Source organism: Streptomyces sp. NPDC014870, assembly GCF_043081505.1.
GTDB lineage: Bacteria > Actinomycetota > Actinomycetes > Streptomycetales > Streptomycetaceae > Streptomyces.
Map to the genome: position 1 here is coordinate 246,393 of NZ_JBIBWQ010000003.1, position 24,906 is coordinate 271,298.

The window sequence follows — 24,906 nt, forward strand, 5'->3', positions numbered from 1 at the left end:
GGCCGCCGCGTGTCGTGCATAGCGGCCGACTGTGGGCACAATTGGCATGGCTGCTGGAAGTGGCGCAACGGATGGGGAGGCAGGAACGACGGTGGCGGAACGTAGCACGGCTGCCGTCGACGTGGCCGACAACAGCGGTGACGACCCGCTGACCGCCAAGGCGGACACGGCCGCGACCGACGGGGTGGCGGAAGCGAAGGACACGGCGGAGCAGTCCGCCGAGGTCACAGAGGACAAGGCCGCGAAGCGGCAGAACGGCGAACAGCCGTCCATCGAAACTCCCGAGCTGCACAGCGGGCACAAGTTGGCCAGGCGCTACCGCCTGGAGGAGTGCGTCACTCGTCTGGACGGTTTCAGCAGTTGGCGTGCCGTCGACGAGAAGCTTCGGCGCGCCGTCGGCGTCCACCTGCTGCCGGCCGACCACCCCCGGGCCCGTTCGGTCCTCGCGGCGGCCCGCTCGGCGGCGCTGCTCGGCGACCCTCGGTTCGTCCAGGTCCTCGACGCGGTCGAGGAGAACGATCTCGTGTACGTGGTGCACGAGTGGCTGCCCGACTCCACCGAGCTGACGACGCTGCTCGCCGCCGGCCCTCTGGAGCCGCACGACGCGTACCAACTCGTCAGCCAGGTCTCCCAGGCGATGGCCGCCGCCCACCGCGAAGGCCTGGCCCATCTCCGCCTGACGCCCAGCGCCGTGCTGCGCAGCTCCACGGGCCAGTACCGGATTCGCGGCCTGGCGGTGAACGCGGCACTGCGCGGCATCAGCGCCGAGCGCCCCCAGCGCACGGACACCGAGGCGATCGGCGCCCTGCTCTACGCGGCGCTGACCCAGCGCTGGCCGTACGACAGCGACGCCTACGGCCTCTCGGGGCTCCCCAAGGGGGTCGGACTGCTCGCTCCCGACCAGGTGCGGGCCGGGGTCCACCGCGGTCTGTCCGAGATCGCGATGCGCGCCCTGGCCAACGACGGGGCCACGGCCTCGCGGCAGGAGCCTCCCTGCACCACCCCGGACGAACTCGCCAAGGCCGTGGCGGCGATGCCCCGCATCCGCCCGCCGGAGCCCGAGTTCCCCACCCCGCCCGACTATCAGCGCACCACCTATCAGCAGGGCACCTACGGCCGCCCGCAGCCCCGTCCGGGCATGCAGGCGACCCAGCCCGTGATGGCCCCTCCCGCCCCGCTGGAGAGCCGCACCGGCCGGGTCCTCAAGTGGGCCGTTTCGGCACTCCTGATCGCCGCCCTCGGACTGGGCAGCTGGCAGATCGCCGACCGGCTGCTCGACCAGGGCAAGAACAAGCAGGAGACCCCGCAGACCACTCAGCCGCAGGACACCGAAGACGAGAAGCAGCCCGAGAAGGGCAAGCCGGTCACGATCGCCGGTGCGAGCGACTTCGACCCGCAGGGCGACGGCGCCGAGACTCCGTCGGAGATAGGGAATGCCTTCGACGGCAGCCCCACGACGTCCTGGCAGACGTCGATCTACTACGGGTACTCGAACTTCGGCAGGCTGAAGGACGGAGTGGGTCTCGTCCTGGACCTCGGTACGGCCCAGGAGATCTCAAAGGTGGAGGTGACCTTCCAGGGGAAGACCTCCGTCGAGCTGCGGACAGCGCCCGAGAGCGCCTCGTCGCAGCCCACGTCGGCCGAAGCCTTCACCACCGTGACCTCCGGCTCGGGTGAGCAGGTCGCGCTCACGGCCGACAAGCCCGTGAAGACGCGCTACGTTCTGGTCTGGCTGACCGACCTGCCCGGCAGCGGTGGGGGTTACCGAGGCAAGATCTCGGACATCAAGATCACCAGCTGACGACTTCGGGGGAGGGGGCTCACCGTTGGAAGAACCGATAGGCGGCGGCATCAGCGACCAGGATCTCCTGGCGCGCCATGTCGCCGGCGATCCCAACGCCTTCGGTGAGCTCGTGCGGCGCCACCGCGATCGGCTGTGGGCGGTGGCCCTACGGACGCTGGGGGACCGCGAGGAGGCCGCTGACGCCCTCCAGGACGCTCTGGTGTCGGCCTTCCGGGCCGCGCATACCTTCCGAGGCCAGTCGGCCGTCACAACCTGGCTGCACCGGATCACGGTGAACGCGTGCCTGGACCGCGCCCGTAAGGCCGCCTCCCGCAAGACCTCCCCCGTGGACGACACCGCGCGTTTTGAGCAGCTCCTCGAACCCGCCGAGTCGGCCGAGGCGCCGGCAGAGCGCCAGGACCTCCACCGAGAGCTGCTGGCCGCCCTCGCCACGCTCCCCGCGGACCAACGGGCCGCCCTGATCCTCGTGGACATGCAGGGCTACCCGGTTGCGGAGGCCGCCCGCATCCTCGACGTCCCCACCGGGACGGTGAAGAGCCGCTGTTCACGCGGACGGGCCAGGCTGCTCCCCATACTCAGCCATCTGCGCGCCGACACCGTGGGTAACGAGGGCCCCGACCGGGGAAGGAACCGGACGCCGGGGACATCCGTCCCACCGGTGTCGGGGCCATCGGATACCGGACCGAATGGGCCGGCTGCTGTGAAGGGCGGAGGTGGGCGCGCGTGACTTCCACGACCGGCAAGGCCGACACAGCACAGCACCCGGACGTCTCGGAGATCTCCGACCTGGCCGAGGGGCTGCTCTCCCCGTCCCGTACGGCGGCCGTCCGGCGGCACATCGAGGGCTGCTCCCTCTGCGCGGACGTCCGTACCTCGCTGGCGGAGATCCGCGGGCTGCTGGGAACGCTCCCGGGCCCGCCCCGCATGCCGGCCGACATCGCCGGTCGTATCGATGCCGCCCTGGCGGCCGAGGCGCTGTTGAACGCCACCACCCCCGATATCGACCTCGATGTTTCACGTGAAACAGCGAGCAGTACTCCTCCAGCGCCCCCCGCCACAGCCTCCACGGAGCCCGCCCCGGTTGCGGAACGCCCTGCCGGGCACCCTCGCGCCGCCACCGGTCCCGGCCGTCGCCGGCGCAGCCGTCGCCGGATCGCGGCCCTCGGTACCGTCCTCGGCGTCGCAGCGCTCGGCACGAGCCTCTTCCTCACCCAGGGAGGCCTGCAGTCGCTCGGCGGAAGCGATTCCGCCGACAAGACCAGCAGCGCCGCGAGCGGTGTCGTCTCCGACACCTTCGACGGCCGCCCGATGGAAGCCCAGGTACAGGACCTGCTGCGGCCGGACACCCTCAAGGCTCCCGGGGAGACCCAGCCCGAGTCGCTCACCGCCGAAGGCGGTGACGCCCCGTACGAGCGGAACGCGTCCGAGCCGCTGCCCGAGTGCGTGAAGGCCGGTACAGGCCGCTCGGACGCCGCGCTCGCTTTCCAGCGCGGTGACTATGAGGGAAAACCGGCCTATCTCGTGGTGCTGCCCCAGGGAACCCAGGGCACACACGTACAGGCCTACGTCCTCGATGCCTCCTGCGCCGACCAGGGCGGACAGGGCAAGGCCGACGTTCTGCTGACGCAGACCTACCCGCGGTCCTGACACCGCGCCGTGCCGCGCGGCGGTCTCGGGAATGCTGGCCCCGTAGGATCCGTTGGGTGGGGTGAGAGTCACCGACCTGGCCGCCCCGTAGGCAGTAGGCAGTCTGCAGAGACGAGGAAGAAACCCGTGAGCGACGTCCGTAACGTGATCATCATCGGCTCCGGGCCCGCGGGTTACACCGCTGCGCTCTACACGGCGCGTGCGTCGCTGAAGCCGCTGGTCTTCGAGGGTGCTGTCACCGCTGGTGGCGCCCTGATGAACACGACCGACGTGGAGAACTTCCCCGGCTTCCGTGACGGCATCATGGGCCCCGACCTGATGGACAACATGCGTGCCCAGGCCGAGCGCTTCGGCGCGGAGCTGGTGCCGGACGACATCGTCGCCGTCGACCTGACCGGCGAGATCAAGACCGTCACTGACACCGCCGGCACCGTGCACCGCGCGAAGGCCGTCATCGTCACGACCGGATCCCAGCACCGCAAGCTCGGCCTGCCCCGCGAGGACGTGCTCTCCGGACGCGGCGTCTCCTGGTGCGCGACCTGCGACGGGTTCTTCTTCAAGGACCAGGACATCGCCGTCGTCGGTGGTGGTGACACCGCGATGGAGGAGGCCACCTTCCTCTCGCGCTTCGCCAAGTCGGTCACGATCGTCCACCGCCGGGACTCCCTGCGCGCCTCCAAGGCGATGCAGGAGCGCGCGTTCGCCGACCCGAAGATCAAGTTCGCCTGGGACAGCGAGGTCGCCGAGATCCACGGCGAGCAGAAGCTCTCCGGTCTGACCCTGCGCAACACCAAGACGGGCGAGACCAGCGAGCTGGCCGCCACCGGTCTGTTCATCGCCGTGGGCCACGACCCTCGTACCGAGCTCTTCAAGGGCCAGCTGGAGCTGGACGAGGAGGGCTACCTCAAGGTCGACGCCCCGTCGACGCGGACGAACCTCTCCGGTGTCTTCGGAGCCGGTGACGTCGTCGACCACACCTACCGCCAGGCGATCACCGCCGCCGGCACAGGCTGCTCCGCAGCGCTCGACGCCGAGCGCTTCCTCGCGGCCCTCGCCGACAGCGAGAAGCTCGCCGAGACCCCCGCGGTCTGATCCCACCACTCACACCCCACCCCGCAGATTCAAGGGAGGTTGCCGTGGCCGGCACCCTGAAGAACGTGACCGACGCCGACTTCGACGAGGTCGTCCTCAAGAGCGACAAGCCCGTCCTGGTGGACTTCTGGGCCGAGTGGTGCGGCCCGTGCCGCCAGATCGCCCCGTCGCTGGAGGCCATCGCGGCCGAGCACGGTGAGATCGAGATCGTGAAGCTCAACATCGACCAGAACCCGGGCACGGCCGCCAAGTACGGCGTCATGTCCATCCCGACCCTGAACGTCTACCAGGGCGGCGAGGTCGTAAAGACGATCGTCGGCGCGAAGCCGAAGGCTGCGATCCTCCGCGACCTCGCGGACTTCGTCGAGCCCACCGCCTGACGCTCCTGTTTCACGTGAAACAGGAACGGCCCGCCTCCGGACTTCGGAGGCGGGCCGTTCGTCGTCCGCCACAACAGAGCTACAGGGGGCAACAGAACTACAGGGGCCGGAGCGCAGGCTCCTTCTGGACGGCTCCCAGGAGCCGGTCCAGCGCCAGCTCCACGTCTTCCTTCCATGACAGCGTCGTCCGCAGCTCCAGCCTCAGCCGTGGATGCGTGGGGTGCGGTCGTACCGTCTTGAACCCCACTGCCGTGAGATGGTCGGCCGGCAGCACACAGGCCGGCTCCGTCCAGCGGGCATCTCCGAAGGCCTCGATCGCTCGGAAGCCCCGCCGCAGCAGATCCTTGGCAACGGTCTGCACCATCGTCCGGCCGAGTCCCTGCCCCTGATAGCCCGGCATGATCCAGGCCGTCATCAACTGGACCGCGTCGGCGGAGACCGGGCTCGTGGGGAAGGCCATGGAACGTGGCACATACGCGGGTGGCGCGTAGAGAACGAACCCGACGGGCACGTCGTCGACATAGACCACGCGGCCGCAGGAGCCCCACTCGAGGAGCACCGCGGAGATCCACGCCTCCTTCTCCAGCTCCGGGCGGCCGGCCTTCACCGCGGCCTCACCGCTCACCGGGTCCAGCTCCCAGAACACACAGGAGCGACATCGCTTGGGGAGGTCCGGAAGGTTGTCCAGAGTGAGCGGTACAAGCCGACGCCCCACGGCTGTTGCCTCGCTTCCCACGGCTATCGCAGTACGGATACGCGCTCCCAGAATCGTATCCATGGGGCGATCAGGGCGATACCGCTCGCAGGCAAAGGGCGGACCGTGTCCCGGTTCTCACCGGAGCACGGCCCGCCCTGAGGTCACGGAGACGCAGACGGAGAGTCAGCTCTCAGTGTCGTCCTCGCTCTGCTCGGAACTCCCCTGATCCATCACGCGTCCCTCGCCGGGCGCCAGGGTGGAGAGGATCCGGTCCAGATCGTCCATCGAGGCGAACTCGACGACGATCTTCCCCTTCTTCTGCCCCAGGTCGACCTTCACGCGGGTCTCGAAGCGGTCCGAGAGTCGCGAGGCCAGGTCCGTGAGCGCCGGCGAGACGCGTGCTCCGGCCCGCGGTCCCTTCGGCTTGACCGCCGCGCTGGGCTCGGAGCCCATCAGCGTGACGATCTCCTCGACCGCACGCACCGAGAGCCCCTCGGCCACGATCCGATACGCCAGCTTGTCCTGCGTCTCCGGGTCCTCCACGGAGAGCAGAGCCCGCGCATGGCCGGCGGAGAGCACACCGGCGGCGACCCGACGCTGGACCGGCGGGGACAGCCGCAGCAGACGCAGCGTGTTGGAGACCTGCGGGCGCGAACGCCCGATGCGATCGGCCAGCTGGTCGTGCGTGCAGTTGAAGTCCTTCAGCAGCTGGTCGTAGGCAGCGGCCTCTTCCAGCGGGTTCAGCTGCGCCCGGTGGAGGTTCTCCAGGAGCGCGTCCAGGAGGAGCTTCTCGTCCTCGGTGGCCCGGACGATCGCGGGGATCCGCTCCAGACCAGCCTCACGGCAGGCCCTCCAACGACGCTCACCCATGATGAGCTCGTAGCGCTCGGCACCCAGCTGCCGTACGACGACCGGCTGCAGCAGGCCGACCTCCTTGATGGAGGTGACCAGCTCTGCCAGCGCGTCCTCGTCGAAGACCTCACGCGGCTGCTTCGGGTTGGGTGTGATGAAGTCCAGCGGCAGCTCGGCGAAGTGCGCACCGGCGGGGGACTCCGTCTCCACCACCACGTCGACCTCGGCCACCGGCACTACGGAGTCCGGGGACTGAGGGCTCTGCGGCAGAGTCGCCACCTTCGCAGCGGCCACGCCTCGGTCCGAGGCCACCGGCGCCACGGCGCCGGGCGAGACGTTGCCCGCCGCCACACCGACAGCGGGTACCTGCCGCTCCTGGGGAGCAGCGGGGATCAGCGCACCGAGCCCACGCCCCAACCCTCTACGTCGCTCGCTCACTGGATCCCCTCCGACATGCTGTGCTGGCTGTTCTGAAGACCCGCAGGGGTGTGCTGCGGGTCGTAGTGGATGCCGACGCCCCGCAGCGCGATCTCACGCGCCGCCTCCAGATACGACAGCGAGCCGCTGGAACCCGGGTCGTATGTGAGGACCGTCTGGCCATAGCTCGGTGCCTCGGAGATCCGCACGGACCTCGGGATGCTGGTCCGCAGCACCTCCTCACCGAAGTGGCTGCGCACTTCGTCGGCGACCTGGGAGGCGAGCCTCGTCCGGCCGTCGTACATGGTGAGCAGGATCGTCGAGACATGCAGCGCGGGGTTGAGGTGTCCGCGCACCAGGTCGACGTTCCGCAGGAGCTGTCCAAGGCCCTCCAGCGCGTAGTACTCGCACTGGATCGGGATCAGCACCTCGGCGCCCGCGACCATGGCGTTGACCGTGAGCAGTCCCAGGGAGGGCGGGCAGTCGATCAGGATGTAGTCCAGCGGCTGCTCGTATGCCTGGATCGCTCTCTGAAGCCGGCTCTCCCGAGCCACCAGCGACACGAGCTCGATCTCCGCGCCGGCGAGATCGATCGTGGCCGGCGCGCAGAAGAGGCCTTCGACATCCTGGACGGGCTGGACCACGTCGGAGAGCGGCTTGCTCTCCACGAGGACGTCATAGATCGAGGGAACTTCGGCGTGGTGGTCGATACCCAGGGCGGTCGAGGCGTTGCCCTGCGGGTCGAGGTCGATGACCAGGACTCGGGCGCCGTGCAGCGCCAGGGAAGCAGCAAGGTTGACCGTTGTGGTCGTCTTGCCCACGCCGCCCTTCTGGTTGGCCACCACCATCACGCGTGTCTGGGCAGGCCGAGGAAGACCCTCACCGGCACGGCCGAGTGCCTCTACTGCCAGTTGGGCAGCACGACCAATGGGGGTGTCGTCCATCGGGGGCGGTGTTTCACGTGAAACATCCTCCCCCGCCGATTCGGTACGGGGACCGGGGACCGGATCGGTCATCGGTCCCGCGATGTTGGCGTTGGACCGCAAGGATTCACTCTCCTCGGCTTCAGGCTCGCGATGAACAGAGCCTGCCATGCTTTCGGGGTCGTGAACCAGCGAGGCCCGTGGTTCTGTGGATGAATCCACCTCTGTGGACAATCCCGTCCCCCTCGCGAGGGGTTTCGCGAGGGGTTTGCGGTCCCGGGGCGTGGCAGCCGCGCGACCGCGGCTGATGATCCCCTGCAGCAGTGAGCGACGTTTCACGTGAAACACGATGCACTCGCTGGTGACGCAGGACCGCTCGACACTCCGAAATACGTACGTATGGCAGCTTGTACGGATCAGTTGCGCCGCGTTGACGGCTCAAAGGCGCCGCGTTGACGACTCGGCGGCGGCCTCAGCGCCGACGACGTGCCCTGCTCGGACGGGCGGCCTTGGCGCGCTTTGCGGCGAACCTCACACCGCCCGGACTCTCGCCGACCTCCACCCGTACGACGGTCGACAGCGGGTCCACGATGCCTTCGCCGACCTGGAGCACCGAGGTGCCCACCACGCCGAGCTTGGAGAGCGCGGCGCGGGCGCCGTCGATCTCCTCCTCGGCCGTGTCGCCCTTGAGGGCCAGCATCTCCCCATAGGGGCGAAGCAGCGGAACGCCCCAGCCGGCCAGCCGGTCCAGGGGCGCCACGGCACGCGCCGTCACGACATGCACCGGGGGGAGCGTGCCCAGCACCTCCTCGGCGCGGCCGCGGACCACGGTCACATGGTCCAGGCCCAGCAGCTCCACGACTTCCTGGAGGAAGTTCGTACGACGGAGCAGCGGCTCCAGGAGCGTGATCTTCAGATCCGGGCGCACCAGGGCGAGGGGGATACCCGGAAGTCCGGCGCCCGAGCCGACATCGCACACGGTGACGCCCTCGGGCACCACCTCGGAGAGCACCGCGCAGTTCAACAGGTGCCGCTCCCACAGCCGGGGCACCTCACGAGGGCCGATCAGCCCGCGCTTGACGCCGGCGTCCGCGAGGAGCTCCGCGTACCGGACAGCCTCCGGGAAGTACTCACCGAATACCGTCCGCGCCTGTTCGGGCGCAGGGGGGAGCTCCGCTGCCTCCGTCACGGGAACCGTCCTTCCGCACCGCACCGATGGGTGCGCGCGCACTGTGGTGGCTGAACTATCAGGCTGACAAGATCGGCCCCGCCTGGCGAGCAGACGGGGCCGACACTGCGAGAGGGATCAGGCAGGGAGTACGACGACGAAGCGCTGCGGCTCCTCGCCCTCGGACTCGCTGCGCAGACCGGCGGCGGCGACCGCGTCGTGCACGACCTTGCGCTCGAACGGCGTCATCGGGTCCAGCTTGACCGGGGCCCCGGTCGACTTCACCTCGGACGCGGCCTTCGCGCCGATCTCGGCGAGTTCGGCGCGCTTCTTGGCGCGGAACCCGGCGATGTCGAGCATCAGCCGGCTGCGGTCGCCGGTCTCCCGGTGCACGGCCAGCCGGGTCAGCTCCTGGAGCGCCTCCAGCACCTCGCCGTCGCGGCCGACGAGCTTCTGCAGTTCGCGGGTGCTCGAGTCACTGATGATCGAGACCGCTGCCCGGTCCGCCTCGACGTCCATGTCGATGTCGCCGTCCAGGTCGGCGATGTCGAGCAGACCTTCGAGGTAGTCGGCCGCGATCTCACCCTCCTGCTCCAGGCGGGTCAGGGTGTCGCCACCCTCGGCGGCGGAGGTGGTGCCTTCCGTCACGGATGGACTCCTTCTACTTCTTGGACGACGGGTGCTTCGGGCGCTGCTGGCCCTTGCGCTGACCGGACTTGCCCTGACGGGAACCCCCGGAGTTGGCCCTGCTCGGGCGCGCGGGCTTGTCGCCCTGCTCCGACTCCTTGGCCACGTCCTGGGGCTCGCTCTTGGCCGCGTCCTGCGGCTTCTTCTCCAGCGAGGGAGTGGACTCCTCGTCCGAGGCCTCGGACTCAGCGACGTCCTCGGCGCTCTTGGCCGTGGAGTGCTGGGCGGCTGCCTGGCGCTTCGCCTTGGTCTGGCGCTTGGGCTGCTGACGCTTGGCCGCGGTACCGCTCTCCACCTCGGCGGCGACGGTGTCGCTCTTGATCACGGTGCCGTCGGCCTGGGCGGCGAAGCCGGCCTTGGCCAGACCGGAGAAGAAACGGCGCTCGTTCTCGTTGCGGTCCGAGCCCTTGGCGACGATGGCCTTGACGACGCCCTTGCGGCGACGACCGCGCACCTCACCGTGCGACCCGACGCTCTTCAGCAGGCGCTGCAGGTAGGCGTCCTGGGCCTTGCTGCCCGGGGTGGGGTTCTGGTTGATCACGTACATCTGCTGGCCCATGGTCCACACGTTGGTGGTCAGCCAGTAGACGAGGACACCGACGGGGAAGTTGATGCCCATGACGGCGAAGATGACCGGGAAGATGTACATGAGCATCTTCTGCTGCTGCATGTACGGCGTCTTCACCGAGAGGTCGACGTTCTTCATCATCAGCTGGCGCTGCGTGTAGAACTGCGAGGCCGACATCAGAATGATCATGACCGCGGTGACGATGCGGACCGAGGTCAGCGAGGCGTCGAGAGCGGCGACCTCGGCGGCGCTGTCCGTGAAGGTGGACGCGAGCGGGGCACCGAAGATGTGGGCCTGACGGGCGCTGTCGAGCAGCTCCTGGTTGATGACACCGATCGTCTTGCCCTCGGCGATGTGGGAGAGCACCGAGTACAGGGCGAAGAAGAACGGGGACTGCGCCAGGATGGGAAGGCACGAGGAGAGCGGGTTGGTGCCCGTCTCCTTGTACAGCTTCATCATCTCTTCGGACTGACGCTGCTTGTCGCTCTTGTAGCGCTCCTGGATCGCCTTCATCTTCGGCTGGAGCGCCTGCATGTTCCGCGTCGACTTGATCTGCTTCACGAAGAGCGGGATCAGACAGATACGGATCAGCACCACGAGGGACACGATCGACAGGCCCCAGGCCCAGCCCGTGTCAGGGCCGAAGATCGCCCCGTACAGCTTGTGGAACTGGACGATCACCCATGAGACAGGTGTGGTGATGAAGCTGAAAAAATTGGCAATCGTGTCCACTAATCAGGCTCCTTGAGCATTGGGCGGGGTCTCTGCGGCCGGGCTCGTCTCGGCGGGGGACCCGCCCTTGTCGCCACGCAGTGCGTTCCGCAGCAGTTCGTGCCAGCGGGGACGCTTGCGCGGGGGTACGTGGTCCACGCCGCCGGGCGACCACGGGTTGCACCGCAGAATGCGCCAGGCGGTCAAGGCTGTGCCCTTGATCGCGCCATGCCGGTCGATGGCCGTGAATCCATAGTGGGAACACGACGGGTAGTACCGGCAGACGGGCCCGAGGAGCGGGCTGATCGTCCACTGGTACAGCTTGATGAGAGCCAGCAGCGGGTACTTCATCGCGCGCCCCCTCCCAGGAGCCGCTGAAGCGCGGCGTCGAGGTCTCGGGCCAGCTGTGCGTGATCGGCGTCACCGGCTCCGGGCAACGCCCGTACGACCACCAGGCTACCGGGGGGCAGCTCGGACAGTCGTTCGCGGACGAGATGGCGCAGGCGTCGCTTCACCTGGTTGCGTACCACCGCACCGCCGACGGCCTTGCTCACGACGAAACCCGCACGCGTCTGGGAAGCGCTCTCCCCAGGCGCGTGCGGGTCCGTTGCACCGCTGCGTAGGTGGACGACGAGGAGCGGGCGACCGGCCCTGCGTCCTCGACGTACCGCGGTTGCGAAGTCCTCGCGCCGCCTCAGCCGATTCTCGGTAGGCAGCACGTCATGACCTGTTAAAGCAGATCAGGCGGACAGGCTCGCGCGACCCTTGGAACGGCGGTTCGCCAGGATGGCGCGACCGGCGCGCGTACGCATCCGCAGGCGGAAGCCGTGGGTCTTGGCGCGACGACGGTTGTTCGGCTGGAAGGTGCGCTTGCTCACTCGGGGGCTCCAGAAATGATTCGTAGATGGCGGGACATCGCCTGGCTGTCACCGTGCGCCCACGAGTAGCTCGCAATACGCCCGAGTGCACCGCTTCACGATCACTGACCGTGATCTTTGCCCATCGGAGGCAGGCGGCAGCAGCCATCGACAACTCGACCTGGTTACGGTACGCGCGGCTACGCCATCCGGTCAAACCGGCCGATCACCGGGGTCCATTGTGCACAGGCTGTGGACAACAACTTGAACGAGGTCAGCCGCCACGACTACCGTGGCTGGACTCCTAAATCTTTTTCCGTCTTGTCCTTACCTGTCCTGATGGACTTCGACCAACCGTCCCGAGAACCACACATTCGTGGGACCTGCGAGGAAGCGTGCCCTGTGGCTGACGTACCTGCCGATCTTGCCGCAGTGTGGCCACGCGTGCTCGAGCAACTCCTCGGCGAAGGCCAGCAGGGCATCGAGCCCAAGGACAAGCAGTGGATCGAGCGCTGCCAGCCTCTCGCACTGGTGGCCGACACCGCACTTCTCGCCGTCCCCAACGAATGGGGCAAGCGGGTCCTCGAGGGGCGCCTGGCGCCGCTCATCAGCGAGACGCTCAGCCATGAGTGCGGCCGCCCGATCCGGATCGCGATCACCGTCGACGACTCGGTCGGCGAGCCGACCCCGCCGGCGCCGCCGGTCCAGCAGCAGCCGCCGCGCTACGACGAGCGGCCGCCGACGGACTCGTACGACAAGTACGACGGCTACGGGCACAGGCCGATGCCCGACGACGGGCTGCCCACCGCGCGCCCGGCCTACCCGGACTACCAGCAGCAGCGCCCCGACCCGGGCGCCTGGCCGCGCACCCAGGACGACCTCTCCTGGCAGCAGCCCCGCCTCGGGGGCTACCAGGAGCGCGACCCGTACACCGGCCCGCGCCCGCAGCAGCCGCAGCAGCCCCGCTACGACGAGCGACCGTCCGCCTACGACCAGCCGCAGCGCCCCGAGCGGGCGGAGCTGCCCGACACACCGCGGCCCGGCCACGGCCCCCGGCCGGGAGGCCCCGGCGGTCCTGGTTCCGGCCCCGTTCACGGTGGCCCGGGTGGCCCGGGTGGCCCGGGTGGCCCCGGTGGTCCCGGCGGGCATGGCGGTCCGGTCCCGGGGCACACCGGCGGCGGCACCGGCTCGGCCTCGGGCACGGGTTCCGGCTCGGGCGCGCCCGGCGAGCAGCACGCGCGGCTGAACCCGAAGTACCTCTTCGACACCTTCGTCATCGGTTCCTCGAACCGCTTCGCGCACGCCGCCGCGGTCGCGGTGGCAGAGGCGCCGGCGAAGGCCTACAACCCGCTCTTCATCTACGGGGAGTCGGGCCTCGGCAAGACCCACCTGCTGCACGCCATCGGGCACTACGCGCGGAGTCTCTACCCCGGCACGCGCGTGCGGTACGTGAGCTCGGAGGAGTTCACCAACGAGTTCATCAACTCGATCCGCGACGGCAAGGGCGACACCTTCCGCAAGCGCTACCGCGACGTGGACATCCTGCTCGTCGACGACATCCAGTTCCTCGCGAGCAAGGAGTCGACGCAGGAGGAGTTCTTCCACACCTTCAACACGCTCCACAACGCGAACAAGCAGATCGTGCTGTCCTCCGACCGGCCGCCCAAGCAGCTGATGACCCTGGAGGACCGGCTCCGCAACCGCTTCGAGTGGGGCCTGACCACCGATGTGCAGCCGCCCGAGCTGGAGACGCGGATCGCGATCCTCCGCAAGAAGGCGGTGCAGGAACAGCTCAACGCCCCGCCGGAGGTACTGGAGTTCATCGCCTCCCGGATCTCGCGGAACATCCGTGAGCTGGAGGGCGCGCTGATCCGGGTGACGGCCTTCGCCAGCCTCAACCGGCAGCCGGTGGACCTCGGTCTCACCGAGATCGTCCTCAAGGACCTGATCCCCGGCGGCGAGGACTCGGCGCCCGAGATCACGGCCGGCGCGATCATGGCGTCGACCGCCGACTACTTCGGGCTCACGGTCGAGGACCTGTGCGGATCCTCGCGCAGCCGCGTCCTGGTGACGGCCCGGCAGATCGCCATGTACCTGTGCCGCGAGCTGACCGATCTGTCCCTGCCGAAGATCGGCGCCCAGTTCGGCGGCCGCGACCACACGACCGTGATGCACGCGGACCGGAAGATCCGCGCGCTGATGGCCGAGCGCCGCTCCATCTACAACCAGGTCACCGAACTCACCAACCGCATCAAGAACGGCTGAGAGAGCCGCTCCGCACCTCTCCAAGGGCGCCCCGGGAACGCTTCCGGGGCGCCCTTCGGCGTCTGCCCTCGGCGAGGGGCGGGGGACGCTCCTCACAACGACTCCGGGGACACTCCTCGACGCCTCCCGAGACCTCTTCCGGGGGGGCCGGCAGGGCTCCGGCAGGGCTCTGCGCGGGCTCCCGCGGCGGCTCGGACCGTTGTCCACACGGCTGTGCGCAGCCGCGCTGTTCGATTCCGTCGAGGCGGTGGCGCGTTCTCCACAGATTGCGGGATGATCTTCCGTCCACAGGGTGGGGACTCAGGAGTTATCCGGATCGCATCCACAGGAGCATCGACCGACAGGGCAACACCCCAGGTCAAAGGGGTGTGGATTTGTTGGCAACCTTGATCCACAGCTTGTGGATGATTTTTTCGTCCACAGGGCCTCTCGGCGGTTGTCCACCGGCAACCCACAGGGGCGGGTCTGTTGCCCACAGGTTCTCCACACCGCTGTCCACTGTTCGGCAACGAAACGCCCGGCGTCACCGCGTCGAGTGAAAGCCGTCACACCAAGGGGGACGGTTGGGCTGTGGGGAACGTGGGTAAAGCTGGGGACAGCGCTGGGGAGAAGTCCCCATGGCCTGTGTACCGGGTGTGCAGAACTTTCGGGTGTCCACAGAACACCCCGGTTGTCCACCGGCTCCACCCACAGGGGCAGTGGACAAAAAACAGCTGCTGACCTGGGAAAACGACGTTTTCCACGGTTTCCACAGGCCCTACTACTACTGCCCCCTAGAGTTAGCCCGGAATCCGCTTCGAAGTGGGGCCTGTGCACAACTCGGCGCCGGAGCCTCATCGAGCTCTTGTCGCGACTTGACCCCGAGCCGCACCGAGTGTCGGCGGCGTACGTCAGACTGGGTCCCGCAGTCGACGAAGAGCCAGCAACAGCAGGAGGCGGTTCCGGTGAAGATCCGGGTGGAGCGCGATGTACTCGCGGAGGCGGTGGCCTGGGTGGCCCGCAGCCTCCCGGCCCGTCCGCCGGCGCCCGTACTCGCGGGCCTTCTGCTGAAGGCCGAGGACGGCGCGCTGAGCTTCTCCAGCTTCGACTACGAGGTCTCGGCCCGGGTCTCCGTCGAGGCGGAGGTCGAGGAGGACGGCACCGTCCTGGTCTCCGGCCGGCTGCTCGCCGACATCTGCCGCGCCCTCCCCAACCGCCCTGTCGAGATCTCCACAGACGGTGTACGGGCGACCGTGGTCTGCGGCTCCTCCCGCTTCACCCTCCACACCCTGCCTGTGGAGGAGTACCCGGCCCTGCCGGAGATGCCCACCGCCACCGGCACCGTGCCCGGCGAGGTCTTCGCCTCCGCCGCCGCGCAGGTGGCCATCGCCGCCGGCCGCGACGACACGCTGCCCGTGCTCACCGGTGTGCGCATCGAGATCGAGGGCGACACGGTCACCCTGGCCTCCACCGACCGCTACCGCTTCGCGGTCCGCGAGTTCCTGTGGAAGCCGGAGTCCCCGGACGCCTCCGCGGTCGCCCTGGTGCCCGCGAAGACCCTGCTGGACACCGCGAAGGCGCTCACCAGCGGCGACACCGTCACGCTGGCGCTCTCGGGCTCCGGCAAGGGCGAGGGCCTCATCGGCTTCGAGGGCGCGGGCCGCCGCACCACCACCCGGCTGCTCGAAGGCGACCTGCCGAAGTACCGGACGCTGTTCCCCACCGAGTTCAACTCGGTCGCGGTGATCGAGACCGCTCCGTTCGTCGAGGCCGTCAAGCGTGTGGCCCTGGTGGCCGAGCGCAACACCCCGGTCCGGCTCAGCTTCGAGCAGGGCGTGCTCATCCTGGAGGCCGGCTCCAGCGACGACGCACAGGCTGTGGAGCGCGTGGACGCGCAGCTGGACGGCGACGACATCTCGATCGCCTTCAACCCGACCTTCCTCCTGGACGGCCTGAGCGCGATCGACTCCCCGGTCGCCCAGCTCTCCTTCACCACCTCCACCAAGCCCGCGCTGCTGAGCGGCAAGCCGGCCGTGGACGCGGAGGCGGACGAGGCGTACAAGTACCTGATCATGCCGGTGCGACTCAGCGGCTGACGCCGGTTCGGCTCTCCGGATGACCCTTTGGGACGGCTGTCGACTGAGCGGCTGACCCCACAGGTGTGCACCCGGGTCCGGGCGTAGGCTCGGACCCGGGTAAACCGCACACGACGCTTAAGGAATCTCTGATGGAGCTCGGTCTCGTCGGTCTCGGCAAGATGGGCGGCAACATGCGTGAGCGCATCCGCCGCGCAGGTCACACCGTCATCGGATACGACCGCAATCCGGACCTCGCCGATGTCCACAGCCTGGAAGAGCTTGTGGGCAAGCTGAAGGGTCCGCGCGTCGTGTGGGTCATGGTCCCGGCCGGTGCCGCGACCCAGTCCACCGTCGACGAGCTGGCGAACCTGCTCTCCCCCGGCGACATCGTCGTGGACGGCGGAAACTCCCGCTGGACCGACGACGAGAAGCACGCCGAGGAACTCGCCGCCAAGGGCATCGGGTTCGTCGACTGCGGCGTCTCCGGCGGTGTGTGGGGCCTGGAGAACGGCTACGCGCTCATGTACGGCGGCGACGCCGAGCACGTCGCGCGCGTCCAGCCGATCTTCGACGCCCTGAAGCCCGAGGGCGAGTTCGGCTCGGTCCACGCGGGCAAGGTCGGCGCCGGCCACTTCGCGAAGATGGTCCACAACGGCATCGAGTACGCGATGATGCAGGCGTACGCCGAGGGCTGGGAGCTCCTGGAGAAGGTCGACTCCGTCACCGACGTGCGCGAGGTCTTTCGCTCCTGGCAGGAGGGCACGGTCATCCGTTCCTGGCTGCTGGACCTGGCGGTCAACGCCCTCGACGAGGACGAGCACCTGGAGAAGCTGCGCGGCTTCGCGCAGGACTCCGGCGAGGGCCGCTGGACGGTGGAGGCCGCGATCGACAACGCGGTGCCGCTGCCCGCGATCACCGCGTCGCTGTTCGCGCGGTTCGCGTCCCGTCAGGACGACTCCCCGCAGATGAAGATGATCGCCGCGCTGCGCAACCAGTTCGGTGGCCACGCGGTCGAGTCCAAGAAGTAATCCACAGGCTGTGCACCCCTCGGTGCACAGCAGCCGGGGGAAGGTCGGCGCCCACCATGCATGTCACGCATCTGTCGCTGGCCGACTTCCGCTCCTACGCCCGGGTCGAGGTCCCGCTCGACCCGGGCGTCACCGCTTTCGTGGGCGCCAACGGCCAGGGCAAGACCAATCTGGTCGAGGCCGTCGGCTATCTCGCCACGCTCGGCAGCCACCGCGTCGCCTCCGACGCACCGCTCGTACGGATGGGGGCGGACCGGGCGATCATCCGCGCCGCCGTCACCCAGGGCGAGCGCTCCCAGCTGGTCGAGCTCGAACTGAACCCGGGACGCGCCAACCGCGCCCGTATCAACAGGTCCTCGCAGGTCAGGCCCCGTGACGTGCTGGGGATCATCAGGACCGTGCTGTTCGCGCCGGAGGACCTGGCCCTGGTGAAGGGCGATCCCGGCGAGCGCCGGCGCTTCCTCGACGAGCTGATCACGGCGCGTGCGCCGCGCATGGCGGGCGTGCGCTCCGACTACGACCGGGTCCTCAAGCAGCGCAACACCCTGCTGAAGTCGGCGGCCATGGCGCGGCGGCACGGCGGGCGTGGCATGGACCTGTCGACGCTCGACGTGTGGGACCAGCATCTGGCACGTGCGGGCGCCGAGCTGCTCGCGCAGCGGCTGGACCTGATCGGTGTCCTGCAGCCGCTCGCCGACAAGGCGTACGAACAGCTGGCGCCGGGCGGCGGACCGATCCTGCTGGAGTACCGGCCGTCCGCGCCGGGCCCGGGACACACGCGCGAGGAGCTCTACGAGCAGCTGATCGCCGCGCTCGCGGAGGTGCGCAAGCAGGAGGTCGAGCGCGGCGTGACGCTGGTCGGGCCGCACCGGGACGAGCTGCTGCTCAAGCTGGGCGACCTGCCTGCCAAGGGGTACGCGAGCCACGGGGAGTCCTGGTCGTACGCGCTGGCGCTGAGGCTCGCCTCGTACGACCTCCTTCGGGCCGAGGGGAACGAGCCGGTCCTCGTCCTCGACGACGTCTTCGCCGAGCTTGACGCCCGGCGCCGGGAGCGCCTGGCCGAGCTGGTGGCCCCGGGCGAGCAGGTGCTGGTGACGGCCGCGGTGGACGACGACGTGCCGGGGGTGCTCGCGGGGGTTCGGTACGGGGTCGCGGGGGGTTCGGTGGAGAGGCTGTGAGGGGTGTGAGCGCGTGAGCGAGAACGAAACCACCGGCCAGGGCGGCCCCGCCCCCGAGGCGGCGCCCGAGCCCTCGGGTGTGGACCTGGCGCGGGTCGCGCTGCGCGCCGCCAAGGAGCAGGCGAAGGCGCGGGGCGCGGCGGCCCAGCAGAAGAAGCAGGCGCGGCGCGGCGGCGGACTGCGCTCGGGCGCGCACGCCGACGGGCGGGATCCGGTCGGCCTGGGCGCCGCGATCAACCGGCTCATCACCGAGCGCGGCTGGGAGACGCCGGCCGCGGTGGGCGGTGTCATGGGGCGCTGGCCGCAGATCGTCGGCGAGGACCTGGCGAAGCACTGCGTGCCGCTGCGCTACGACGACGACCCGGAGGAGCGGGTGCTGACCGTCCAGTGCGACTCGACGGCCTGGGCGACGCAGCTGCGGCTGCTCGCGCCGAGGCTGGTGGCGCGGCTGAACGAGGACCTGGGGCACGGGACGGTACGGGTGATCAAGGTGCTCGGACCGGGCGCCGGGCCGCGGCGGGGGTACGGGCCGCTGCGGGCGCCGGGGTCGGTGGGGCCGGGGGACACGTACGGCTAGGGCGCCGGGCGGGTGCGGGGCGCCCGGCGCGGGGCCCCGTGGTGCGGGGCCCCGTGACGTGCGGGCCCCCCGTGGTGCGGGCAGGGACCGGTGCGGAGCGCGCCCGCAGGGGCGCCGTTCCGCTGTGCCCACCCTCCCCCAGACTTCGTCCGGGGGGACCCCCAGCCCCAGCGGAACGACTGCCCACAGCGGGGTGACGGCGGGGGGCGGAGTCGTCGCTCACAGCGGCGGGGCACCGCCCACAGCGATCGAAGCCGTAGTCCACCGCGAAGGGTCACCGCTCGAAGCGCTGGGTGGCCGTCAGAGCCCTTTGGAGCCCCTCCCCGGATATGGGGAGTCGTCTCGCTCCCGCGCAGGGCGGCACATGCGGACTCAGGTACCGGCAAACCCCCATTCATGTCGGCGCTACCGGTAGACTGGTGGGTAATCCCGCCACCCTGCGGAACAAGTCGAACGACGCAGCCGCTCCCGTATGCCCGGAGAACGGCCTGTGCTGTGCCAGAAAGGGCGCTTCGTGGCCGATTCCGGCAACCCCAACGAGAACAACCAGTACACCGCCAGCAACATCCAGGTCCTCGAGGGCCTGGATGCGGTGCGCAAGCGCCCCGGTATGTACATCGGCTCGACCGGTGAGCGCGGCCTGCACCACATGGTGCAGGAGGTCGTCGACAACTCCGTCGACGAGGCCCTGGCGGGTCACGCGGACACCATCGACGTGACGATCCTGGCCGACGGCGGCGTGCGCGTCGTCGACAACGGCCGCGGCATCCCCGTCGGCATCGTCGAGTCCGAGGGCAAGCCGGCCGTCGAGGTCGTGCTGACGGTCCTCCACGCGGGCGGCAAGTTCGGCGGCGGCGGCTACGCGGTCTCCGGCGGTCTGCACGGTGTCGGCGTCTCCGTCGTCAACGCCCTGTCCACCAAGGTCTCCGTGGAGATCAAGACCGACGGGCACCGCTGGACCCAGGACTACAAGCTGGGCGCCCCGACCGCCCCCCTCGCGCAGCACGAGGAGACCGACGAGACCGGTACCTCGGTCACGTTCTGGTCCGACCCGGACATCTTCGAGACGGTCGAGTACTCCTTCGAGACGCTCTCGCGCCGCTTCCAGGAGATGGCCTTCCTCAACAAGGGCCTGACGATCTCGCTCACCGACGAGCGCGAGTCCGCCAAGGCCACGGTCGGCGCCGACGACCCGGACGCCGAGGCGGCCGCCGAGCCGACCGCGCGCACGGTGAAGTACCACTACGAGGGCGGCATCGTCGACTTCGTGAAGTACCTCAACTCGCGCAAGGGCGAGCTGATCCACCCGACCGTCATCGACGTCGAGGCCGAGGACAAGGAGCGCACGCTCTCGGTCGAGATCGCGATGCAGTGGAACTCGCAGTACAGCGAGGGTGTGTACTCCTTCGCGAACACGATCCACACACACGAGGGCGGTACGCACGAAGAGGGCTTCCGCGCCGCGCTGACGGGTCTGGTGAACCGCTACGCGCGCGACAAGAAGCTGCTGCGCGAGAAGGACGACAACCTCACGGGTGAGGACATCCGCGAGGGTCTGACGGCGATCATCTCGGTCAAGCTCGGCGAGCCCCAGTTCGAGGGCCAGACGAAGACCAAGCTGGGCAACACGGAGGCGAAGACCTTCGTGCAGAAGGTCGTCCACGAGCACCTCACGGACTGGTTCGACCGCAACCCCAACGAGGCCGCGGACATCATCCGCAAGTCGATCCAGGCGGCCACCGCGCGCGTGGCGGCCCGCAAGGCGCGCGACCTGACCCGCCGCAAGGGTCTCCTGGAGTCGGCGTCCCTCCCGGGCAAGCTGAGCGACTGCCAGTCGAACGACCCCACCAAGTGCGAGATCTTCATCGTCGAGGGTGACTCCGCCGGCGGCTCGGCCAAGTCCGGCCGCAACCCGATGTACCAGGCCATCCTGCCGATCCGCGGCAAGATCCTGAACGTCGAGAAGGCCCGGGTCGACAAGATCCTGCAGAACACCGAGGTCCAGGCGCTGATCTCGGCCTTCGGCACCGGAGTCCACGAGGACTTCGACATCGAGAAGCTCCGCTATCACAAGATCATTCTGATGGCGGACGCCGACGTCGACGGCCAGCACATCAACACCCTGCTGCTGACCTTCCTCTTCCGCTTCATGCGCCCGCTGGTCGAGGCCGGTCACGTCTACCTCTCGCGCCCCCCGCTCTACAAGATCAAGTGGGGCCGGGACGACTTCGAGTACGCGTACTCGGACCGCGAGCGGGACGCCCTGGTCGAGCTGGGCAAGCAGAACGGCAAGCGGATCAAGGAAGACTCGATCCAGCGCTTCAAGGGTCTGGGCGAGATGAACGCCGAGGAGCTGCGCGTCACCACCATGGACGTGGACCACCGTGTCCTCGGCCAGGTGACCCTGGACGACGCCGCCCAGGCGGACGACCTGTTCTCGGTGCTGATGGGTGAGGACGTCGAGGCCCGGCGCTCCTTCATCCAGCGCAACGCCAAGGACGTTCGCTTCCTCGACATCTGAGTCGGTCTCAGCTGACCGTACGAAAGGACTGACGACCAGCAATGGCCGACGAGAACCCCCCTGTGACCACCGAAGAAGAAGAGCCGGTGCTGCGGATCGAGCCCGTCGGGCTCGAGACCGAGATGCAGCGCTCGTACCTCGACTACGCGATGTCCGTCATCGTGTCGCGTGCGCTGCCCGACGTCCGTGACGGCCTCAAGCCGGTCCACCGTCGCGTGCTGTACGCGATGTACGACGGCGGCTACCGGCCCGAGAAGGGCTTCTACAAGTGCGCCCGCGTCGTCGGTGACGTCATGGGTACGTACCACCCGCACGGCGACTCCTCCATCTACGACGCGCTCGTCCGCCTCGCCCAGCCCTGGTCGATGCGGCTGCCGCTGGTCGACTCCAACGGCAACTTCGGTTCCCCGGGCAACGACCCGGCCGCCGCCATGCGGTACACCGAGTGCAAGATGATGCCGCTGGCCATGGAGATGCTCCGGGACATCGACGAGGAGACCGTCGACTTCCAGGACAACTACGACGGCCGCAACCAGGAGCCGACGGTCCTGCCGGCGCGCTTCCCGAACCTGCTGGTCAACGGCTCGGCCGGTATCGCGGTCGGCATGGCGACCAACATCCCGCCGCACAACCTGCGCGAGGTCGCGGCCGGCGCCCAGTGGGCGCTGGAGCACCCCGACGCCAGCCACGAGGAGCTGCTCGACGCGCTCATCGAGCGGATCAAGGGGCCGGACTTCCCGACCGGCGCGCTGGTCGTGGGCCGCAAGGGCATCGAGGAGGCGTACCGCACCGGTCGTGGCTCCATCACGATGCGCGCGGTCGTCGAGGTCGAGGAGATCCAGAACCGCCAGTGCCTGGTGGTCACGGAGCTTCCGTACCAGGTGAACCCGGACAACCTCGCGCAGAAGATCGCCGACCTGGTGAAGGACGGCAAGGTCGGCGGCATCGCCGACGTCCGCGACGAGACCTCGTCCCGTACCGGCCAGCGCCTGGTCATCGTGCTCAAGCGCGACGCCGTCGCCAAGGTCGTCCTCAACAACCTGTACAAGCACACCGACCTGCAGACGAACTTCGGCGCGAACATGCTGGCGCTCGTCGACGGCGTGCCGCGCACGCTCTCCCTGGACGCGTTCATCCGCCACTGGGTGACGCACCAGATCGAGGTCATCGTGCGCCGGACCCGCTTCCGGTTGCGCAAGGCCGAGGAGCGCGCCCACATCCTGCGCGGTCTGCTCAAGGCGCTGGACGCGATCGACGAGGTCATCGCGCTCATCCGGCGCAGTGACACCGTCGAGGTCGCGCGCGAGGGCCTGATGGGCCTGCTGCAGATCGACGAGATCCAGGCCAACGCCATCCTCGAGATGCAGCTGCGCCGGCTCGCCGCCCTGGAGCGCCAGAAGATCGTCGCCGAGCACGACGAACTCCAGACGAAGATCAACGAGTACAACGCGATCCTCGCCTCCGAGGAGCGCCAGCGGCAGATCGTCAGCGAGGAGCTGGCGCTGCTCGTCGAGAAGTTCGGCGACGACCGCCGCTCCAAGCTGGTGCCCTTCGACGGTGACATGTCCATCGAGGACCTCATCGCCGAGGAGGACATCGTCGTCACCATCACGCGTGGCGGCTATGTGAAGCGGACGAAGACCGAGGACTACCGCTCGCAGAAGCGCGGCGGCAAGGGCGTGCGCGGGACGAAGCTGAAGCAGGACGACATCGTCGACCACTTCTTCGTCTCCACCACCCACCACTGGCTGCTCTTCTTCACCAACAAGGGCCGGGTCTACCGCGCGAAGGCGTACGAGCTGCCGGACGCCGGCCGGGACGCGCGCGGTCAGCACGTCGCCAACCTGCTGGCCTTCCAGCCGGACGAGCAGATCGCCGAGATCCTCGCGATCCGCGACTACGAGGCCGCGCCGTACCTGGTGCTCGCCACGAAGGCCGGTCTGGTGAAGAAGACCGCGCTGAAGGACTACGACTCCCCGCGTTCGGGCGGTGTCATCGCGATCAACCTCCGTGAGGCGGAGGACGGCAGCGACGACGAGCTGATCGGCGCCGAGCTGGTGTCGGCGGAGGACGATCTGCTGCTCATCAGCAAGAAGGCGCAGTCGATCCGGTTCACCGCGACCGACGACGCGCTGCGTCCGATGGGACGCGCCACCTCGGGCGTCAAGGGCATGAGTTTCCGCGAGGGCGACGAACTGCTCTCGATGAATGTCGTCCGGCCCGGTACGTTCGTCTTCACCGCCACCGACGGTGGGTACGCGAAGCGGACCAACGTCGACGAATACCGCGTCCAGGGTCGCGGTGGCCTCGGAATCAAGGCCGCCAAGATCGTGGAGGACCGCGGTTCCCTCGTGGGCGCGCTGGTGGTCGAGGAGACGGACGAGATCCTCGCCATCACGCTGTCCGGCGGTGTGATTCGTACGCGAGTCAACGAAGTCAGGGAGACCGGCCGTGACACCATGGGCGTCCAGCTGATCAACCTGGGCAAGCGGGATGCCGTCGTCGGCATCGCGCGCAACGCCGAGGCGGGCAGCGAGGCCGATGAGGTCGACGAGGCCGAGGCCGAGATCGGCGAAGGCGTCGAGGCCGCGACCGCGGCCGAGGCCGAGGCAGCCGAGGGCAACGAGTCCTCGGCCGGGGAGCACGAGGAGTAGAGCGTGAGTGGAGCCACGGGCGCCGGTTCGGCCGGAGCCTCCGCAGGGGCCGGAGCGAACGGTGCCCGTGGCTCCGCCACGGACTCCCAGGGGGTTGCGGTGACGGACACCCGAGGGCAGGGGCCCTCGTACGAGACGTACAACGGGCCGCTGCCCGGCGAGCGCGCGGGCGCGCAGCAGCCGAGCGGGCCGTACCACCCGCCGCAGGCGTACGGCGCGCAGGCGCCGGGCACCGGCGGGGGCGGTACGACGGCCGGCGTGGCAGGCGGTACTGGAGGCGGCGGGGTGGCAGGCGGCGTGGTCGGTGGCGTGGGCGGTCAGAACACGGGCGCCGTGCGCCGGCCGCGGACGGGGGCGAAGACGACGCCCCGTACGCGCAAGGCGCGGCTGCGGGTGGCCAAGGCCGACCCGTGGTCGGTGATGAAGGTGAGCTTCCTGCTCTCCATCGCGCTGGGCGTCTGCACGGTCGTGGCCGCGTCGGTGCTGTGGATGGTCATGGACGCCATGGGCGTCTTCTCGACCGTCGGCGGCACGATCAGCGAGGCGACGGGCTCGAACGAGTCCAACGGCTTCGATCTGCAGTCGTTCCTCTCGCTGCCGCGCGTGCTGATGTTCACCTCCGTCATCGCCGTGATCGACGTGGTCCTGATGACCGCCCTGGCGACGCTGGGCGCGTTCATCTACAACCTGTCGGCCGGATTCGTGGGCGGTGTCGAGCTGACGCTGGCCGAGGACGAGTGACCTGCGGCGGGTGACCTGCGGGGGCCGCACAGAACCGATTTTGGGACTGGCCCCCACGTGCGCTAACCTTCAGGAGTCAGCG

The 24,906-nt window shown here is 69.2% G+C and carries 22 protein-coding genes; 13 read left to right on the plus strand and 9 right to left on the minus strand.

Annotated features, from left to right (window positions below; translation table 11 throughout):
• Window positions 1-91 precede the first annotated feature (91 nt).
• From ACF09C_RS09680 to trxA, 5 genes are all read left to right on the plus strand, one after another.
• Entirely contained in the window at window positions 92-1,801 is a 1,710-nt protein-coding gene (locus ACF09C_RS09680) for a protein kinase family protein (protein ID WP_392090735.1), read from the plus strand.
• A 25-nt stretch (window positions 1,802-1,826) separates the two neighbouring features.
• Complete coding sequence (sigM, locus tag ACF09C_RS09685) at window positions 1,827-2,531, plus strand: RNA polymerase sigma factor SigM (protein ID WP_392090738.1); 705 nt, start codon at window positions 1,827-1,829, stop codon at window positions 2,529-2,531.
• Entirely contained in the window at window positions 2,528-3,451 is a 924-nt protein-coding gene (locus ACF09C_RS09690) for a zf-HC2 domain-containing protein (protein WP_392090741.1), read from the plus strand. The genes sigM and ACF09C_RS09690 overlap by 4 nt, the downstream gene beginning before the upstream one ends.
• Window positions 3,452-3,577: 126 nt before the next feature.
• Complete coding sequence (gene trxB, locus ACF09C_RS09695; protein WP_362424030.1) at window positions 3,578-4,543, plus strand: thioredoxin-disulfide reductase; 966 nt, start codon at window positions 3,578-3,580, stop codon at window positions 4,541-4,543.
• Window positions 4,544-4,587: 44 nt separating this feature from the next.
• The gene (trxA, locus tag ACF09C_RS09700) at window positions 4,588-4,923 is read left to right on the plus strand and encodes a thioredoxin (protein WP_362424027.1); all 336 of its coding nucleotides are present in this window, start codon (window positions 4,588-4,590) and stop codon (window positions 4,921-4,923) included.
• A 97-nt stretch (window positions 4,924-5,020) separates the two neighbouring features.
• Here the strand turns inward: trxA and ACF09C_RS09705 are convergent, their stop codons facing one another.
• The 9 genes from ACF09C_RS09705 to rpmH form a co-directional block, all read right to left on the minus strand.
• A complete protein-coding gene (locus tag ACF09C_RS09705) occupies window positions 5,021-5,638 on the minus strand; it encodes a GNAT family N-acetyltransferase (protein WP_392090745.1) in 618 nt (205 codons plus the stop codon).
• A 165-nt stretch (window positions 5,639-5,803) separates the two neighbouring features.
• On the minus strand, window positions 5,804-6,910 hold the full coding sequence (locus ACF09C_RS09710) for a ParB/RepB/Spo0J family partition protein (protein WP_392090748.1): 1,107 nt from the start codon (window positions 6,908-6,910) through the stop codon (window positions 5,804-5,806).
• On the minus strand, window positions 6,907-7,983 hold the full coding sequence (locus ACF09C_RS09715) for a ParA family protein (RefSeq protein ID WP_392091380.1): 1,077 nt from the start codon (window positions 7,981-7,983) through the stop codon (window positions 6,907-6,909). The genes ACF09C_RS09710 and ACF09C_RS09715 overlap by 4 nt, the downstream gene beginning before the upstream one ends.
• A gap of 301 nt (window positions 7,984-8,284) precedes the next feature.
• Complete coding sequence (rsmG, locus tag ACF09C_RS09720; protein ID WP_392090750.1) at window positions 8,285-9,001, minus strand: 16S rRNA (guanine(527)-N(7))-methyltransferase RsmG; 717 nt, start codon at window positions 8,999-9,001, stop codon at window positions 8,285-8,287.
• Between the two features lie 117 nt (window positions 9,002-9,118).
• On the minus strand, window positions 9,119-9,628 hold the full coding sequence (locus ACF09C_RS09725; RefSeq protein ID WP_392090752.1) for a protein jag: 510 nt from the start codon (window positions 9,626-9,628) through the stop codon (window positions 9,119-9,121).
• A 13-nt stretch (window positions 9,629-9,641) separates the two neighbouring features.
• Window positions 9,642-10,967 carry a membrane protein insertase YidC gene (yidC, locus tag ACF09C_RS09730; RefSeq protein ID WP_392090754.1) on the minus strand — a complete coding sequence of 442 codons (1,326 nt, stop codon included), beginning with the start codon at window positions 10,965-10,967 and terminating at the stop codon, window positions 9,642-9,644.
• 3 nt (window positions 10,968-10,970) lie between these two features.
• Complete coding sequence (yidD, locus tag ACF09C_RS09735; protein ID WP_315893804.1) at window positions 10,971-11,297, minus strand: membrane protein insertion efficiency factor YidD; 327 nt, start codon at window positions 11,295-11,297, stop codon at window positions 10,971-10,973.
• Complete coding sequence (gene rnpA / locus ACF09C_RS09740) at window positions 11,294-11,665, minus strand: ribonuclease P protein component (protein WP_362005379.1); 372 nt, start codon at window positions 11,663-11,665, stop codon at window positions 11,294-11,296. Before rnpA ends, yidD begins: the two co-directional genes overlap by 4 nt.
• 21 nt (window positions 11,666-11,686) lie before the next feature.
• On the minus strand, window positions 11,687-11,824 hold the full coding sequence (gene rpmH / locus ACF09C_RS09745; RefSeq protein WP_005482975.1) for a 50S ribosomal protein L34: 138 nt from the start codon (window positions 11,822-11,824) through the stop codon (window positions 11,687-11,689).
• Window positions 11,825-12,205: 381 nt separating this feature from the next.
• Here rpmH and dnaA point away from each other — a divergent pair, with 381 nt between their 5' ends.
• The 8 genes from dnaA (at window position 12,206) to ACF09C_RS09785 (ending at window position 24,824) form a co-directional block, all read left to right on the plus strand.
• Window positions 12,206-14,068 carry a chromosomal replication initiator protein DnaA gene (gene dnaA / locus ACF09C_RS09750; RefSeq protein ID WP_392090757.1) on the plus strand — a complete coding sequence of 621 codons (1,863 nt, stop codon included), beginning with the start codon at window positions 12,206-12,208 and terminating at the stop codon, window positions 14,066-14,068.
• Window positions 14,069-15,012: 944 nt separating this feature from the next.
• A complete protein-coding gene (gene dnaN, locus ACF09C_RS09755) occupies window positions 15,013-16,143 on the plus strand; it encodes a DNA polymerase III subunit beta (protein ID WP_318208253.1) in 1,131 nt (376 codons plus the stop codon).
• Between the two features lie 131 nt (window positions 16,144-16,274).
• Window positions 16,275-17,153, plus strand: a complete 879-nt coding sequence (gnd, locus tag ACF09C_RS09760) for a phosphogluconate dehydrogenase (NAD(+)-dependent, decarboxylating) (protein WP_392090760.1) — start codon at window positions 16,275-16,277, stop codon at window positions 17,151-17,153.
• Window positions 17,154-17,209: 56 nt separating this feature from the next.
• Window positions 17,210-18,331, plus strand: a complete 1,122-nt coding sequence (gene recF / locus ACF09C_RS09765; protein ID WP_392090762.1) for a DNA replication/repair protein RecF — start codon at window positions 17,210-17,212, stop codon at window positions 18,329-18,331.
• Window positions 18,332-18,344: 13 nt separating this feature from the next.
• Complete coding sequence (locus ACF09C_RS09770; protein WP_392090764.1) at window positions 18,345-18,908, plus strand: DUF721 domain-containing protein; 564 nt, start codon at window positions 18,345-18,347, stop codon at window positions 18,906-18,908.
• A 490-nt stretch (window positions 18,909-19,398) separates the two neighbouring features.
• Window positions 19,399-21,429, plus strand: coding sequence for a DNA topoisomerase (ATP-hydrolyzing) subunit B (gene gyrB / locus ACF09C_RS09775; protein WP_392090766.1), 2,031 nt, complete (start codon window positions 19,399-19,401; stop codon window positions 21,427-21,429).
• A 41-nt stretch (window positions 21,430-21,470) separates the two neighbouring features.
• Window positions 21,471-24,083, plus strand: a complete 2,613-nt coding sequence (gene gyrA / locus ACF09C_RS09780; RefSeq protein WP_392090768.1) for a DNA gyrase subunit A — start codon at window positions 21,471-21,473, stop codon at window positions 24,081-24,083.
• Window positions 24,084-24,182: 99 nt separating this feature from the next.
• A complete protein-coding gene (locus tag ACF09C_RS09785; protein WP_392090770.1) occupies window positions 24,183-24,824 on the plus strand; it encodes a DUF3566 domain-containing protein in 642 nt (213 codons plus the stop codon).
• Window positions 24,825-24,906 lie beyond the last annotated feature (82 nt).